The 12,918-nt window shown below is 63.7% G+C and carries 14 protein-coding genes; 8 read left to right on the plus strand and 6 right to left on the minus strand.

The annotated features are described in order from the left end of the window. Positions 1-125: 125 nt before the first annotated feature. Positions 126-1,028: a LysR family transcriptional regulator gene (locus AC07Y0_RS00185; protein ID WP_498673355.1), complete on the minus strand. Its 903-nt coding sequence runs from the start codon at positions 1,026-1,028 to the stop codon at positions 126-128. A gap of 106 nt (positions 1,029-1,134) precedes the next feature. On the opposite strand from AC07Y0_RS00185, the gene AC07Y0_RS00190 reads away from it, so the two are divergent. Genes AC07Y0_RS00190 through AC07Y0_RS00225 form a run of 8 tightly spaced genes read left to right on the plus strand, consistent with a single transcriptional unit; the run spans position 1,135 to position 7,219 of the window. Further along, entirely contained in the window at positions 1,135-2,121 is a 987-nt protein-coding gene (locus AC07Y0_RS00190) for an ABC transporter substrate-binding protein (protein ID WP_498673357.1), read from the plus strand. A gap of 20 nt (positions 2,122-2,141) precedes the next feature. Further along, on the plus strand, positions 2,142-2,924 hold the full coding sequence (locus tag AC07Y0_RS00195; RefSeq protein ID WP_498673358.1) for an ABC transporter permease: 783 nt from the start codon (positions 2,142-2,144) through the stop codon (positions 2,922-2,924). Positions 2,925-2,931: 7 nt separating this feature from the next. Next, the gene (locus tag AC07Y0_RS00200) at positions 2,932-3,705 is read left to right on the plus strand and encodes an ABC transporter ATP-binding protein (protein WP_498673359.1); all 774 of its coding nucleotides are present in this window, start codon (positions 2,932-2,934) and stop codon (positions 3,703-3,705) included. Beyond that, the gene (locus tag AC07Y0_RS00205) at positions 3,702-4,457 is read left to right on the plus strand and encodes an SDR family NAD(P)-dependent oxidoreductase (RefSeq protein ID WP_498673361.1); all 756 of its coding nucleotides are present in this window, start codon (positions 3,702-3,704) and stop codon (positions 4,455-4,457) included. Before AC07Y0_RS00200 ends, AC07Y0_RS00205 begins: the two co-directional genes overlap by 4 nt. Next, the gene (locus tag AC07Y0_RS00210; RefSeq protein WP_498673364.1) at positions 4,451-5,158 is read left to right on the plus strand and encodes an SDR family NAD(P)-dependent oxidoreductase; all 708 of its coding nucleotides are present in this window, start codon (positions 4,451-4,453) and stop codon (positions 5,156-5,158) included. The genes AC07Y0_RS00205 and AC07Y0_RS00210 overlap by 7 nt, the downstream gene beginning before the upstream one ends. Positions 5,159-5,168: 10 nt before the next feature. After that, entirely contained in the window at positions 5,169-5,963 is a 795-nt protein-coding gene (locus AC07Y0_RS00215; RefSeq protein WP_498673366.1) for a creatininase, read from the plus strand. Continuing rightward, positions 5,950-6,900 carry an agmatinase gene (speB, locus tag AC07Y0_RS00220; protein WP_498673369.1) on the plus strand — a complete coding sequence of 317 codons (951 nt, stop codon included), beginning with the start codon at positions 5,950-5,952 and terminating at the stop codon, positions 6,898-6,900. The genes AC07Y0_RS00215 and speB overlap by 14 nt, the downstream gene beginning before the upstream one ends. Positions 6,901-6,949: 49 nt before the next feature. Continuing rightward, a complete protein-coding gene (locus AC07Y0_RS00225; protein ID WP_498673371.1) occupies positions 6,950-7,219 on the plus strand; it encodes a hypothetical protein in 270 nt (89 codons plus the stop codon). A gap of 123 nt (positions 7,220-7,342) precedes the next feature. Here AC07Y0_RS00225 and AC07Y0_RS00230 read toward each other — a convergent pair whose 3' ends face one another. The 5 genes from AC07Y0_RS00230 to AC07Y0_RS00250 all read right to left on the minus strand — a co-directional run bounded on the left by AC07Y0_RS00230 (position 7,343) and on the right by AC07Y0_RS00250 (position 12,894). Continuing rightward, entirely contained in the window at positions 7,343-8,419 is a 1,077-nt protein-coding gene (locus tag AC07Y0_RS00230; protein ID WP_498673373.1) for an ABC transporter ATP-binding protein, read from the minus strand. A gap of 4 nt (positions 8,420-8,423) precedes the next feature. Further along, positions 8,424-9,512 carry an ABC transporter ATP-binding protein gene (locus AC07Y0_RS00235; RefSeq protein ID WP_498673374.1) on the minus strand — a complete coding sequence of 363 codons (1,089 nt, stop codon included), beginning with the start codon at positions 9,510-9,512 and terminating at the stop codon, positions 8,424-8,426. An 8-nt stretch (positions 9,513-9,520) separates the two neighbouring features. Then, a complete protein-coding gene (locus AC07Y0_RS00240; RefSeq protein ID WP_498673377.1) occupies positions 9,521-10,366 on the minus strand; it encodes a carbohydrate ABC transporter permease in 846 nt (281 codons plus the stop codon). 3 nt (positions 10,367-10,369) lie between these two features. Next, positions 10,370-11,245, minus strand: a complete 876-nt coding sequence (locus tag AC07Y0_RS00245) for a carbohydrate ABC transporter permease (protein WP_454285794.1) — start codon at positions 11,243-11,245, stop codon at positions 10,370-10,372. Between the two features lie 119 nt (positions 11,246-11,364). Beyond that, the gene (locus tag AC07Y0_RS00250) at positions 11,365-12,894 is read right to left on the minus strand and encodes an extracellular solute-binding protein (RefSeq protein WP_498673382.1); all 1,530 of its coding nucleotides are present in this window, start codon (positions 12,892-12,894) and stop codon (positions 11,365-11,367) included. Positions 12,895-12,918 lie beyond the last annotated feature (24 nt).

Consider the following 12,918-nt stretch of genomic DNA (forward strand, 5'->3'; position numbering starts at 1 on the left):
GAGGGTGGTTCTCGGATTTCTATGATCCTACGGGCGTCTGGGACCTTGGCCCCGCGCGCCTATTGCCACTTCGCAAAAGCGACAACAACCGAAGTGGGAGAGCAGTGAAGAGCCTTCCGGCACACTCAACCCCCGCTCTTCAAGCGCTCCAGGATCGCCAGAAACTCTGCGATCAACGGACTGTTCTTGTTGTCTCGCCGATAGGCGACCTTGTGCATCGACGAAAAGCCGAAGGCGCTGGGCCGGATGGCGCGCAGTTCGCCGCGCGCCATCCAGGGTTCGGCGAAATGGCACGGCAGGAAACCGATGAACTGGCCAGACAGGATGAGCATGACCTGCGCTTCCATCGCCACGACGGAGGCGCTCGCGCGCGGATGGCCGACCAGGTAGAGATCGTCGAAATGGCGGTAACGGCGGACCGAGAAGCGGGCTCCGGAGATGACCCGCTGGTCGATCTCATGGTCCGGCCTGTCGAACAGCGGGTGCTCGCGTCCGCAGTAGAGATTGTGCGGCTCGCTGGCAAAGTCCCGGTAGGTCAGGCCCGGAGAACGCTGTGAAAACGGACCGATGGCGATATCGCGGTCGCCGTCCGCCACCTTCTGTTCGAGATCCGAGGGCGTACCCAGTTCGAGGTCGATGAAGATGTCCGCGTCCGGCCGCATGAACTCGGCAATCGCCCGTTGCACCCCGAGTTGCTCGCTGGTCATCACGCCGTCCGAGGCCCCCAGGCGCAGGCGGCCCGACAGATTGCCGCTCGCCGCACTGACGCGCTGGGTGAAGTCGTCGATGTCGCGGAACAGCTTGACGGCCGCATCATAGGTGGCGCGGCCGAGTTCGGTCAGGCGAAACTGCTGCCTGCCGCGATGGCACAGCTGGCCGCCGATCCGCTTTTCCAGCTCCGCCAGATGCGTACTGAGCGTCGATTGCGACAGGTTCAGCGCCAGCTGCGCGTCCGAGAAGCCATTGGCGTCCGCGAGCGCGACGAAGACGCGAAGCAGGCGGATATCGATATTGTCGAGGCGGCGCATCGGCGAAACTCACATTGACGTTCTTCGATGTAACATCCCAAATATTGTGATTTACTCCAATGTAAAAATGCATGACGCTGCCTCAAATTCAAAAAAGGGGAGCATCATGAACAAGACACTTGGACTGACGACCGCGATCGCCCTGATCGTGTCTTCGACGAACGCTTTCGCTGCGGACCAGATCCGCATTCTCGCGCCGACCTGGCTGGGCTTCGCGCCGGTCCACGTGGCGCTGGCCAACGGATGCTTCGAGCAGGAAAAGCTCGACGTCACCATCAATTTCGAGGACGACCTCAGCAATGTGATGGCCGCCATGGCGCGCGGCGACGTCGAGATCCAGATGCGCAGCGTCGGTGAGTATCAGGGTCGTCCGCGCGACAAGACGACCCCCGGCATCATCATCGGCACGATCGACGAATCCGTCGGCGGTGACGGCGTGATCGCCGACGGCAACATCAAGACGGTGGCCGACCTCAAGGGCAAGACCATCGCCGCCGAGCCCAATATCCCGGCGCGTCTCCTGCTGCAGATGGAACTGAAGCAGGCGGGCCTCACCCTCAAGGACCTGGACATCAAGGAGATTTCCAGCGCCGATACGGGGGCCGTCTTCGTCGACGAAAGCATCGCCGCGATCGCCACCTACGAACCCTTCATGTCGCAGGCCATCAAGGCCTCCTCGCGGGAGGGCGCAAAGGTGCTGATCTCTTCCAAGGATCACCGCGGCCTCATCATCGACGCCATCATTGCGCGCAACGACGACCTCAAGGCCTCGCCGGACAAGTATGGGCGTTTCCTGAAGTGCATCTATTCGGCCGTCGACTTCATCAAGGCCGAGCCGCAGAAGTTCGCCGAGATCGCCGCGCCGAGCTTCGGTCTGACGCCCGAAGAGGTGCTGGACGTGGTCAATGGCAGCCTTGCCTATACCACGCTCGCGGAAGCCAAGGCCTATATGGGTGAGCCGGGCAAGCCGGGCAGCCTGTTCGGGATATTCGACACGGTCATGGCGCTCAATCTGGAGAATGGCGCAGCCGACAACCAGCTGGTGGCCGCCGAGCAGATCGACAATTCCGTCATCGCGACCGTCGGCAAGTGAGTTCGGACCGGCATACGCGGATGTTTGGAAAACTGTTCACCTTTCGAGGCGGGAAGTCGCCCGTCGCCGAACTGATTGTCGGTTTGGCGGCGGCGGCGATCCTGCTGGGGTTCTGGGAACTGGCGGCACGGCTCGGCCTCGTCAAGCCGCAGTTCCTACCGTCACCCGGCGACGTTCTGGCGGCGCTCTGGCGCATGCTGACGCAGCAGAATCTCCTGTGGCATACCGCGGTCTCGGCGGGGCGCGTCTGGTCGGCCTTCCTGCTGGCGGCGCTCATGGCGATCCCGATCGGCATGATGATGAGCAGCTATCGCGTCGTCGGGGCGTCGCTCGAACCGATGATCGATTTCATCCGCTACCTGCCGGTGCCGGCTCTCGTTCCCTTGTCGATCATCTGGTTCGGCGTGGGCGAGACCACCAAGATCTTCCTGCTGTGGCTCGGCACCTTCTTCCAGCTGGTGCTGTTCGTGGCGGACGATGCCCGCCGGGTTCCCAACGAATATGTCGAGGTGGCCCGCACGGTGGGTGCGCGGTCGCGGCAGGTGATGACGGACGTGATCTTCAGGGCCATGGGTCCGTCGCTGCTCGACAATCTCCGGATCACGCTCGGCTGGTGCTGGACCTATCTGATCATCGCCGAAATCGTCGCGGCCGATTCCGGCATCGGCTTCGTCATCTGGTCGGCGCGCCGTTACGTCAAGACGCCAGAGGTCATGGCCGGCGTTCTCGTCATCGGGCTGGTTGGCCTGGTGACCGACCAGTTGCTGCGCGTCCTGCATCGCAGGATCTTCCAATATGTGTGAGCCCTCCATGGCAGAGAACTACTTGGCATTCGAGGGCGTGACGAAGAGCTTCGGCCCGATGGACGTCGTCACGAAGACCGATCTATCGATCGGCCGCGGCAGCTTCGTCGTCTTCCTCGGCCCCTCCGGCTGCGGCAAGACCACGCTGATGCGCATGGTGGGCGGTCTCGATACGCCCTCTACCGGCCAGATCCGGCTCGGAGGCGACATTGTGCGCGCTCCCGACCGCCGCCGCGGCATGGTCTTCCAGGCCTATTCCTCCTTTCCCTGGCTGACGGTCGCGGAAAACATCGCCTTCGGCATGCGCTACCGTTCCGACATTTCCACGCAGGAAAAGGCGGAGCGCAAGGCGCACTATCTGAAGCTTGTGGGGCTCGAGGAATTCGCCGACGCCTCTCCGTCGCGCATTTCCGGCGGCATGCGCCAGCGCGTCGCCATCGCCCGCACGCTTGCCGCCGGTTCCGAAGTCCTGCTGATGGACGAACCGTTTGGCGCACTCGATGCGCTGACCCGCGAACGCCTGCAGGTGCAGTTGCGAGCGTTGCAGATCTCCGAGCAGAAGACTGTGATCTTCGTCACCCACGACGTCGAGGAGGCGGTATTCCTCGCCGACCGCGTGGTGCTGTTCTCCAGGCGGCCGGCGCGCATCGTCGCCGACATCGACGTCAACGCGGCGCTGGGCGTCGAGCGGCCGCTCGAGATCCGCGAGACGCAGAGCTTCTTCGACCTTCGCAACAAGATCCTCCATCTCATCCGCAACGAAACGGGAGATCCCGTATGAAGGGCATGTTTTCGGGCCGCACGGTGGTGATCACCGGGGCAAGCCGCGGGATCGGGCTCGGCATCGCCCGGGCCTTCCACCGCGAGGGCGCGCGGCTGCACCTGATCGCCGATGATGTGGCCGTTCACGAACGGGCCGCCGAACTCGGCGCCACCGCCGCTCAGGCGGACATATCGGACGGGGCGCGCGTCGACGCCGCGTTGGAGGACGTGGGACCGATCGACGTGCTGATCAACAATGCGGGCCTGGAGCGGCTGACGCCGCTAGACGATGCGAGCCCCCAGGGGTTCGCCACCTTCCGCCGCATCATCGACATCAACATCGCCGGCACAGCGCTGGTCACCAGGCGGGCGCTCCGGTCGATGTCTTCCGGCGGGGCGATCGTCAACACGGCGTCGATCTGGGGAAGGGTGGCGGAGGCGCAGTTCGATGCCTATGTGGCCTCGAAACACGCGATCATCGGGCTCACCAAGACCTGGGCCAAGGAACTCGGGCCGCGCAATATCCGCGTCAACGCCGTCTGCCCCGGCTGGGTGAGGACGGAGGCCTCGATGCGTTCGCTGGGGCTCATGGCCTCCGCGCAGGGCGTCAGCGAAGACAGTCTTCTCGAAGACATCGTCGGCGGGCAGGCTCTGCCCGGCCTGATGGAGCCGGACGACATGGGAGAGGTCTATCTGTTCCTCGCCTCCGACAGGGCGAAGAACATCACCGGCCAGTCGATCGGCGCCGATCGGGGAGAAGTTCCATGGTAAGACCGTTGACGGGCAAGAGGGCCCTGGTGACCGGGGCGGCAAGCGGCATCGGTCGGGCCGCGGCGGAAGCGCTGATGGCCGAGGGCGCGACGGTGATCGGTCTGGATCTCAAGCCGCAGGAGGGAAGCCTTGCCATCCTCGCCTGCGATCTTGCGGACGAGGGCCAGGTCGTCTCGGCCGTGGGCGAGGCCGCGCGGCGCATGGGCGGGATCGACATCCTCGTCAACAATGCCGGCATCCTCGAGGAATGCCCGCTGGGCGGCATCAGCGCCGCCCATATCGATCGCATGTTCGCGGTCAACGTGCGGGGCGCGGTGCTGGTGGCGCGCGAGGCGCTTCGGCATTTTCCGGCAGGCGGGCGGATCATCAACATCGCCTCCGAACTCGCCTATCTCGGCAGGGCGGACGCCTCCATCTATTGCGCGACCAAGGCGGCCATCCTCGGCCTGACCAGGTCCTGGGCCAGGGAACTCGCGCCGAGGATCCTGGTCAATGCCGTGGCTCCAGGTCCGACCGATACCCCGCTTCTGGCCTTCGAGACCTTGACGGCGGACCAGAAGGCGGCCGAGACGGCCAATCCCATGGGACGGATCGGCAGGCCGGAGGAAGTGGCGGCGGCCGTGGTCTTTCTCGCCGGGCCGGGGGCCACCTTCTTCACCGGACAATGCCTGGGCGCCAATGGCGGCGCGGCGATGATTTGAGGACTTCACCATGAACGACAGCGTATTCTGGGCGGAACAGACCTGGCCCGAGGCGGCCGCGAAGGTGGCCGGCGGCGCTCCGATATTCCTGCCGCTCGGCGCGACCGAGCAGCACGGCCATCACATGGCACTCAATGTCGACGTCGTCCTGCCAACCTCCATATGTGAAACGGTCGCAAGAGCCGTCGGCGGGCTCGTTCTGCCCACCATCCCCTATGGCAACCGATCGCAGCCGAAGACCGGCGGCGGTTCGGCCTTCGGCGGCACGATCAATCTGACGGCCCATACGTTTTCGCTCGTGGTGCGCGACGTGCTGTGCGAGCTCTACCGGCAGAAGGTCCGGCAGATCGTGGTGGTCAACGGCCATTACGAGAACATCTGGCCCGCGGTCGAAGGCATCGAGCTGGCGCTGGATGCGATCGGCCGCGACCGCTCAGACGGGCTGACGATCCTCAGGCTCGACCACTGGGATCTTGTCCAGCCGTCGACGATCGATCGCATCTTCCCGGACGGCTATCCCGGCATCGAACTCGAACATGCCAGCGTGATCGAGACGTGCATGATGCTGGCGCTGCGCCCGGAACTGGTCGATCTCGATCGATCGCTGCATGACGGGCCGGCGAAGTTCAAGCCCTATGATCGCTATCCCGTTCCGCTGGCCGACGTGCCGCCCTCCGGCGTGCTGTCCATGACCACGGGATCGCAGGCGGAAAAAGGCAATTGGCTGCTGACCGATGTGGTCAGCCGCATGACGCAGATCGTTCGAGACGAATTCAGCATTGGAGGCCATCATGATCAACGCTAAGCATCAGCCGGTGGACGCCGCCGAGGTTCCGCGCTTTGCCGGTCAGGCGACGTTCATGCGGCTTCCGGCCGTGCCGTCCGCCGAGGGGCTCGACATCGCCCTGGTTGGCATTCCCTGGGACGGCGGCACCACGAACCGGGCCGGCGCCCGCCACGGACCGCGCGAGATCCGCAGCCAGTCCAGCCTGATGCGCAAGGTGCATCACGTTTCCAAGATCGCGCCCTTCAGCCTCGCCAATATCGCCGACGTCGGCGATCTCTCCGTCAATCCGATCGACCTGATGGACGCGCTGAAGCGGATCGAGGAAGGTATTGCCAGTATCATCGCGGTCGGCGCCATTCCGCTTTCCGCCGGTGGCGACCATCTGACGACGCTGCCGGTGCTGCGCGCGGTAGCCCGGCACCGGCCGGTCGGCCTCATTCATTTCGATGCCCATTCCGACACCAATGACAGCTATTTCGGCGGCAATCGCTATACGCATGGCACGCCGTTCCGGCGCGCCATCGAGGAAGGGCTGCTCGATCCCAAGCGCATGGTCCAGATCGGCATTCGCGGTTCGATCTACGAGACCGACGAGCATGCCTGGGCGGTCGAGCAGGGCATCCGCATCATCTACATGGAAGAGTTTACCCGACGCGGCGCGGCCGAGGTGATCGCCGAAGCAAAGGCGATCGTCGGTTCGGCGCCGACCTATGTGACCTTCGACATCGACAGTATCGATCCGTCCATGGCGCCCGGCACAGGCACGCCGGAAGTTGGCGGCTTCACCACGCGCGAGGCGCAGCAGATGATCCGCCTGCTGGAAGGCGTCGATATCGTCGGTGCCGACGTCGTCGAGGTAGCGCCTCCGTTTGATCTCGCCGGCATGACGGCGATCGCCGGCGCAACAATGATGTTCGAACTGCTGTGCGTGATCGCGGCGAAATTTCAGGCGTGACACCGGGTGGCGCCTGTGGGACGATCGGGACATTCCGGCGCTGTCGCGCATGGTCGACAAGATCCACGAGGGTGGGGCGCTCGCCGGCATCGAGCTTGCCTGCACCGTCATGCTATTGGAGATTGTGCCGGCGCAGCAGCTCGTGGACACGATGCTGGCGACGGGATTTGGGCTTGCCCGCATTTGCGAAGGCTTCATCGGCAACCGCATCCTCAAGCGTTACCACGCGTGCCGCGGGCCAGGATATCCCCGAGACCCTGGGCGATATTCTGGTCAGTGCCCGCCGCAAGGGCCAGAAGACCGGCGGTGGCTGGTATGACTATGAGGCCGGCGATCGCCGGCCCCTTCCTTCGGACGAGGTTGCCAACCTTCTCGGTGCCCTGATGCAGCCCGACCGGAAAAATCCGCTCCATTGGCCGACCAGAGCGTGCGGGGCGGCGGTCTAGCTCACGAGCCAATTGTCCTTATAGAAGCGAACCTTCTCGGGCGTGAATACAAGATTGGTTGCGGCACCGACGGGCGGAACGTGATGGGGAGTGCGCAGCTTCACGATCGTGCTGTTCCCGAGGTCGGCACTGACGATGGCGAAGCAGCCCATGTCCTGAATATCCATGACGGTCGCAGGCAATGTGCCCGCTTGCGGGGTGTCGGTAAGCGTGACGAATTCCGGACGAATGCCGACCACGACCTCGCTCAGCGAACGGCCTTCGGCAGAGCGGAGCGCACCGACCTCGCGTCCGAGGACCGACACCGTACCCCCGTCGACCCTGCCCTCGAGAAAATTCATCGCTGGCGAGCCGATGAAATAGCCGACGTGGCGATGCACCGGTTCTTCGAACAGTGCCTGGGGGCTCCCCATCTGTACGACGCGGCCATGGTCCATGACCACGACCTGTTCGGCCAGCGTCATCGCCTCGTTCTGGTCGTGCGTTACATAGACCAGCGTGTGTCCATGCTGGGCGCTGATGTCGCGCAGCTTGCGCCTCAGGCTGAATTTCAGCTGCGGATCGATCACTGTCAGGGGTTCGTCCATGAGGATGACCGCCACGTCGTCGCGCACCAGTCCGCGCCCGAGTGAGATCAGTTGCTTGAGGTCAGGCGTGAGCTTCCGCGCCGGCTTCTGCAGCACTCCGTCGAGATTGAGCAGGCTTGCCACCTCGTTGACCCGCCGGTCGATCTCGCCTTTCGGCGTGTTGCGACAACGCAGCGGAAAGGCAAGGTTCTCGAACACCGTCTTCGACGGATAGACCACCGGAAACTGAAAGACCTGGGCGATGTTACGCTTCACCGCGCCGACCGAGGTCACGTCGGTCCCGTTGATCAGCACCCTGCCTTCGCTCGGCATCAGCAGGCCGGAGACGATGTTCAGCATCGTGCTCTTGCCGCAGCCGGACGGGCCGAGCAGGGCATAGGTGCCGCCGTCCTCCCAGGTGAGATTCAGCGGATGGAGCGCGTAGTTCGGCTTGCCGTCGACGATGTCGTAGGCATGGGCGAGGCTCCTGAGTTCGATCTTTGCCATGCAATCAATCCTTCTGGCCGGAGACGCTTCTGCGGGGCGGGGCGGCAATCAGCGTGCCCGTGGTCGCATCGAAGGCGTAGAAACGCGCGCTGTCCGGGGTGAAACCGATCCTGTCACCTGGCTGAAAGAGATGCACGCCCTCCTCCTCCAGCACGAGACTGCGCCCGTCCAGATCGAGATGCAGCACGGTCAGCGAGCCGTTGACCTCGGCGAGCGCCACGGTCGCGGAAAAGTCTCCGTGGAGTGCCAGGTCGGTCGCCCTGAGGCCGAAGGTATAGCGACCCGGCGCAAGCGTGGAAAAATGCTCCGGCAGCGGCGTTTCGAACGATGGCCCGAGGATCATCCGGCCGCCCGCGATTTTGCCTTCGAGCAGATTCATCGGCGGATCGTTGAAGACCTGCGCCGCGATCGTGTTGGCGGGATAGTGGAAGACGTCACGATAGTCGCCCGTCTGGATCACCTTGCCCTCGTGCAGGATGATGACATGCCCCTGCAGGATCATCGCCTCGGCCGGTTCGGTCGTCGCATAGACGACCAGGCGGTCCCTGCTGTCGCGGAAGATGCGTCGGAACTCGTCGCGCAGTTGTTCGCGCAGCTTGTAGTCCAGATTGACCAGCGGCTCGTCGAGCAGCAGGAAATCGGTATCCTTTACCAGCGCCCGGGCAAGCGCCACGCGCTGCTGCTGGCCGCCGGAAAGCTCCGCCGGACGTCGGTCGAGATAGGGGCGCAGGCCGAGCAGGTCGCTGACATAGGTGAGTTTCGCCTCGATTTCGGACGGCGTGCATCCAGCCCGCCTCAGCGGAAAGACGATATTGTCGCGCACGTTCAGGTGCGGATAATTGACGAACTGCTGGTAGACCATGCCGACCCGGCGCTTCCACGCGGGGATATTCAGCAGATCGACCCCGTCGCGCACGAGACTGCCGGAGCGTACTGCCTGCAGCCCGGCCAGTACCTTGAGAAAGGTCGTCTTGCCGGAGAGCGTGCGGCCGATCACGGTGACGACGCCAGATGCCGGCAGTTCGACGTCCAGCCCGTCGAGATGGATGGCGTTGCCGTCGGCCACGGTCAGATTGCGGATTGCGTAGGTCATCATGCCTCCTATTTGCGTGCGCCGGCGAGGCTGCCTTTTTCAAGGTAGCGCTCCACCAGGAAGGCGACCACGATCAGGGGCGCCACCGAGACCAGTGCCGAGGCGGAAAGGCTCCACCATGGTGTCACCGAGGAATTCAGCGAGACGATCGCCACGGGCAGCAACTGCGTCTCGGTGAAGGTCAACGTGAAGGCGAAGAAGAAGTCGTTCCAGCCGAAGACGATGCAGAAGATACCGGCGACCACGAGGCCGGGCAGCGAATTCGGCAGGATCACCCGCCAGAAGGTCTCGATCGGCGTGCAGCCGTCGATCATCGCCGTCTCGTCGAGCTCGCGCGGAATATTGTTGAAGAAGTCGACCATCACCCAGACGGCGATTGGCAGGAGCAGGGCGATGTAGACGGTGACCAGACCGAGGATCGTGTCGAGCAGGCCGAAGAAACCGAGCATCAGGAAGAACGGGATGGCCAGCACCACCGGCGGCATGATCCGCTGCGAGACGAAGAAGAAGGTGAGGTCGTTGTTGCCGATCGGCCCCGCCTTGTAGACGAAGCGCGACAATCCGTAGGCGGCGAACGTACCGAGGATCAGGCTGATCGCGCTGGCCGACAGCGTGACGATCATGCTTGCGGCGAACGGCTGGACGATGTCGATGCTGCCGGCACCTGATCCGAACAGACCCTTCCAGGCGGCGAGCGAAGGCTCGTAGTCGACATAGGGCAGATAGGTCGGCCCGGCGGTAACCCCGTTGGCGGTCTTGAACGAGGTCGTCAGCGCCCACAGGAAGGGCGCGATGACGAAGGCGCTCCATCCGAGGATCGCCGCCGTCTTGATGATGCGGAAGAGGCGCGGCATGGATCAGGCTCCCGATTTGACGAGGTATCTGGCGAGAAGCTTGGCGATGATCGTCAAGAGCACGATCATGATCACCAGATAGGTGATCGACAGCGCCGCCGCGTAGCCGATCTGGAAGTCGCGCAGACCCCGGATGAAGATGTAGTAGCTTGAGGTTTCCGTGGCCGTGCCAGGCCCGCCGGACGTGACGACGTAGATCGTTTCCATGATTTTCGAGGCTTCGATCAGACGGATGATGACCGCGCCCGCCGAGATCGGTGCCATGGCCGGAAAGGTCACGTTGAAGAAGGTCCGGATCGGTCCGGCGCCATCGATCGCGGCAGCCAGGAACGGCTCCTTCGGCAGCGACAGCAGGCCGGCCATCAGCAGCAGGAACATGAACGGCGTCCACTGCCAGACGTCGACGAGTATGACGACCACCGTCGCCCAGCCGGCGCTTGTCAGCCAGGCGATATTTCCAATGCCGAGAATCTGCATCAGGTCATTGGCCGGCCCGAGGGATTCGTGGAAGATCGTGCGCCAGATTACGGCCATGACCACTGGTGTCGTCATCATCGGAATGAGAAACAGGACGCGCGTCAGCCGCCTCAGCCGCACCTGATGCCAGACGAGCAGAGCAAGCGCGAAGGCGATGACATATTCGAGCAGCACGCAGGCCGTGGCGATGAAGCCGAGCCGGACGAGAGATTCCCAGAAGCGGGCATCGCTGAAGATGCGTCCGTAGTTGCCGCCGCCGATGAAGTTCAGGCCGGGGCTTGCGGCATCCCATCCCGAAAAACTCACGCGGATGGTGAAGATCAGCGGAAACAGGATGATCGCCAGCAGGGTGAGGAGTCCCGGCAGCAGGAAGAAAAGTTTGTAGCGCGACAGCCCATACACGCGGTTCGTTCCTTCAGTTTACGGCCACATCCGCCCCGGTCGAAGGACACGGGACAAAAGCCTTCTCCACGGTAAGGGGCGCACCGCTTGCGATGCGCCCCCTTTCGACGGTCCTGGAGTTACTGGTTGTCTTCCAGAGCGACGACGCGGCCATAGGCCTCGCGCACCTTGTCGACGCCGATCCGGTCGACGATGTCCTTCCACTCCTTGGCCACCTGGTCCAGCGCTGCCTGCGGTGTCGCCTGACCGGCGATCGCCGAGGCGACTCCCGTTGCCATGGAGGTCATGAACTGGTTGACGCCCGGAACGCGAAGGTCGAAGACACGGTTCTGGCTGGTGTCCATGCCCGACAGCGTTTCGACGTAGCTCTTGGCAAGATCGGCATCCCAGCCGAGCTTGTCGGTCCATAGCGCTGGATCGAAATGGCTGGTGCGGTAGGGATTGACGCCGAAACGGCCGACCTGCAGGTCGGACAGTGTGTTGGCTTCGTTGGAGAAGAAGCACAGATAGTCGAAGGCCATGTCCTGGTTCTTCGACTTGGCCGACACCGCCGAGGTCCAGCCCCAGGTGATGTAGGGCGCGCGGTTCGGCTCCTCGAACTTGTCCCACTGCTTGGTCTTGCGGTTCCAGACCTCGCGGGCGCCCGGCAGAGGCGCCGCGGCCACCTTGTTGCGGATCGGGCTGTCGGCCTGCTGCGCCTGGACGAAGGCATCGTCCCAGGAATAGCTCATCAGCGACTGGCCGCCGCCGAAGGCGAAGATCTCGTCGCCGAGGCCGAAATTGGCGCCGCCCGGCGCCCAGTCCTTCGAGGCCGCGACGAACAGCTCAAGGCCGCGCACGAAGCCGGGCGAATTGATCAGCGGTTCCATGGTTTCGAGGTCGAAGAAGAAGCCGCCCTTGACGTTCGGGTTCTTGGCATAGGGTGCCGCGCGGCTGATGAAGGCCGAGAACATCAGGTCGTCGCGCTTGGCGACTTCAGCCGAGCCGAAATTGGGATTGCCGTCGCCGTCCCAGTCCCAGCCGGAAAAGACCTTGGCGACTTCGTTATATTCTTCCCAGGTGGCGGGCACGGTCAGGTCGCGGCCGGTCGCTTCCTTGAACTTCGCCTGCATCTCCGGGTTTTCGAACATGTCGGCGCGGTACTTCAGATAGTGCCGGTCACCGTCGATCGGATATTGCACCATCTGGTCGCTCCACTTGGCGACGTCGATGTAGTTGCGGGTGACATCCTTCATGCCGGTCGACTCGCGATAGGCATCCGGAACGGGGGCCAGGAAGGGGTTGAGGTCGCCGATCCATAGAGAGCCGTAGAACAGCACGTCATAGGCATTCTGCCCGGTCTGGAACGGAATCAGGATGCGCTGGAACAGGTCCCCGAACGGTACATGCACGACGCTCACCTTGGCGCCGGTCAGTTCCTCGAACTGTTTGGCGTGGAGCGCAGTCGGCTCGCCGATCACCGGAACGGCATGGGTGATGATGTTGAGCGTGCGGCCGGAATAGTCCTTGGCGTCGATCGCCTCGTAGGAGCAGGTTCCCGGCAGGTCGGCCGGAATGCCGAAGCGACTGTAATCGGCTGCCATGGCGGGTGCTGCGGCGGCCGCCAGCGCAAGCGTGCTGGCGGTCAGAAGCAATGTCTTCAATGTCATGTTTCTCTCTCCCAGGTTTAAAAT

This window comes from Allorhizobium sp. GW101-3B10 (assembly GCF_059424725.1).

Coding starts and splice junctions, on each gene's coding strand:
- AC07Y0_RS00215 (WP_498673366.1), top strand. CDS start 5,169: ATGAACGACAGCGTATTCTGGGCGGAACAGACCTGGCCCGAGGCGGCC.
- AC07Y0_RS00210 (WP_498673364.1), top strand. CDS start 4,451: ATGGTAAGACCGTTGACGGGCAAGAGGGCCCTGGTGACCGGGGCGGCA.
- AC07Y0_RS00250 (WP_498673382.1), bottom strand. CDS start 12,894: ATGACATTGAAGACATTGCTTCTGACCGCCAGCACGCTTGCGCTGGCG.
- AC07Y0_RS00225 (WP_498673371.1), top strand. CDS start 6,950: ATGGTCGACAAGATCCACGAGGGTGGGGCGCTCGCCGGCATCGAGCTT.
- AC07Y0_RS00195 (WP_498673358.1), top strand. CDS start 2,142: ATGTTTGGAAAACTGTTCACCTTTCGAGGCGGGAAGTCGCCCGTCGCC.
- AC07Y0_RS00205 (WP_498673361.1), top strand. CDS start 3,702: ATGAAGGGCATGTTTTCGGGCCGCACGGTGGTGATCACCGGGGCAAGC.
- speB (WP_498673369.1), top strand. CDS start 5,950: ATGATCAACGCTAAGCATCAGCCGGTGGACGCCGCCGAGGTTCCGCGC.
- AC07Y0_RS00200 (WP_498673359.1), top strand. CDS start 2,932: ATGGCAGAGAACTACTTGGCATTCGAGGGCGTGACGAAGAGCTTCGGC.
- AC07Y0_RS00230 (WP_498673373.1), bottom strand. CDS start 8,419: ATGGCAAAGATCGAACTCAGGAGCCTCGCCCATGCCTACGACATCGTC.
- AC07Y0_RS00185 (WP_498673355.1), bottom strand. CDS start 1,028: ATGCGCCGCCTCGACAATATCGATATCCGCCTGCTTCGCGTCTTCGTC.
- AC07Y0_RS00190 (WP_498673357.1), top strand. CDS start 1,135: ATGAACAAGACACTTGGACTGACGACCGCGATCGCCCTGATCGTGTCT.
- AC07Y0_RS00240 (WP_498673377.1), bottom strand. CDS start 10,366: ATGCCGCGCCTCTTCCGCATCATCAAGACGGCGGCGATCCTCGGATGG.
- AC07Y0_RS00235 (WP_498673374.1), bottom strand. CDS start 9,512: ATGACCTACGCAATCCGCAATCTGACCGTGGCCGACGGCAACGCCATC.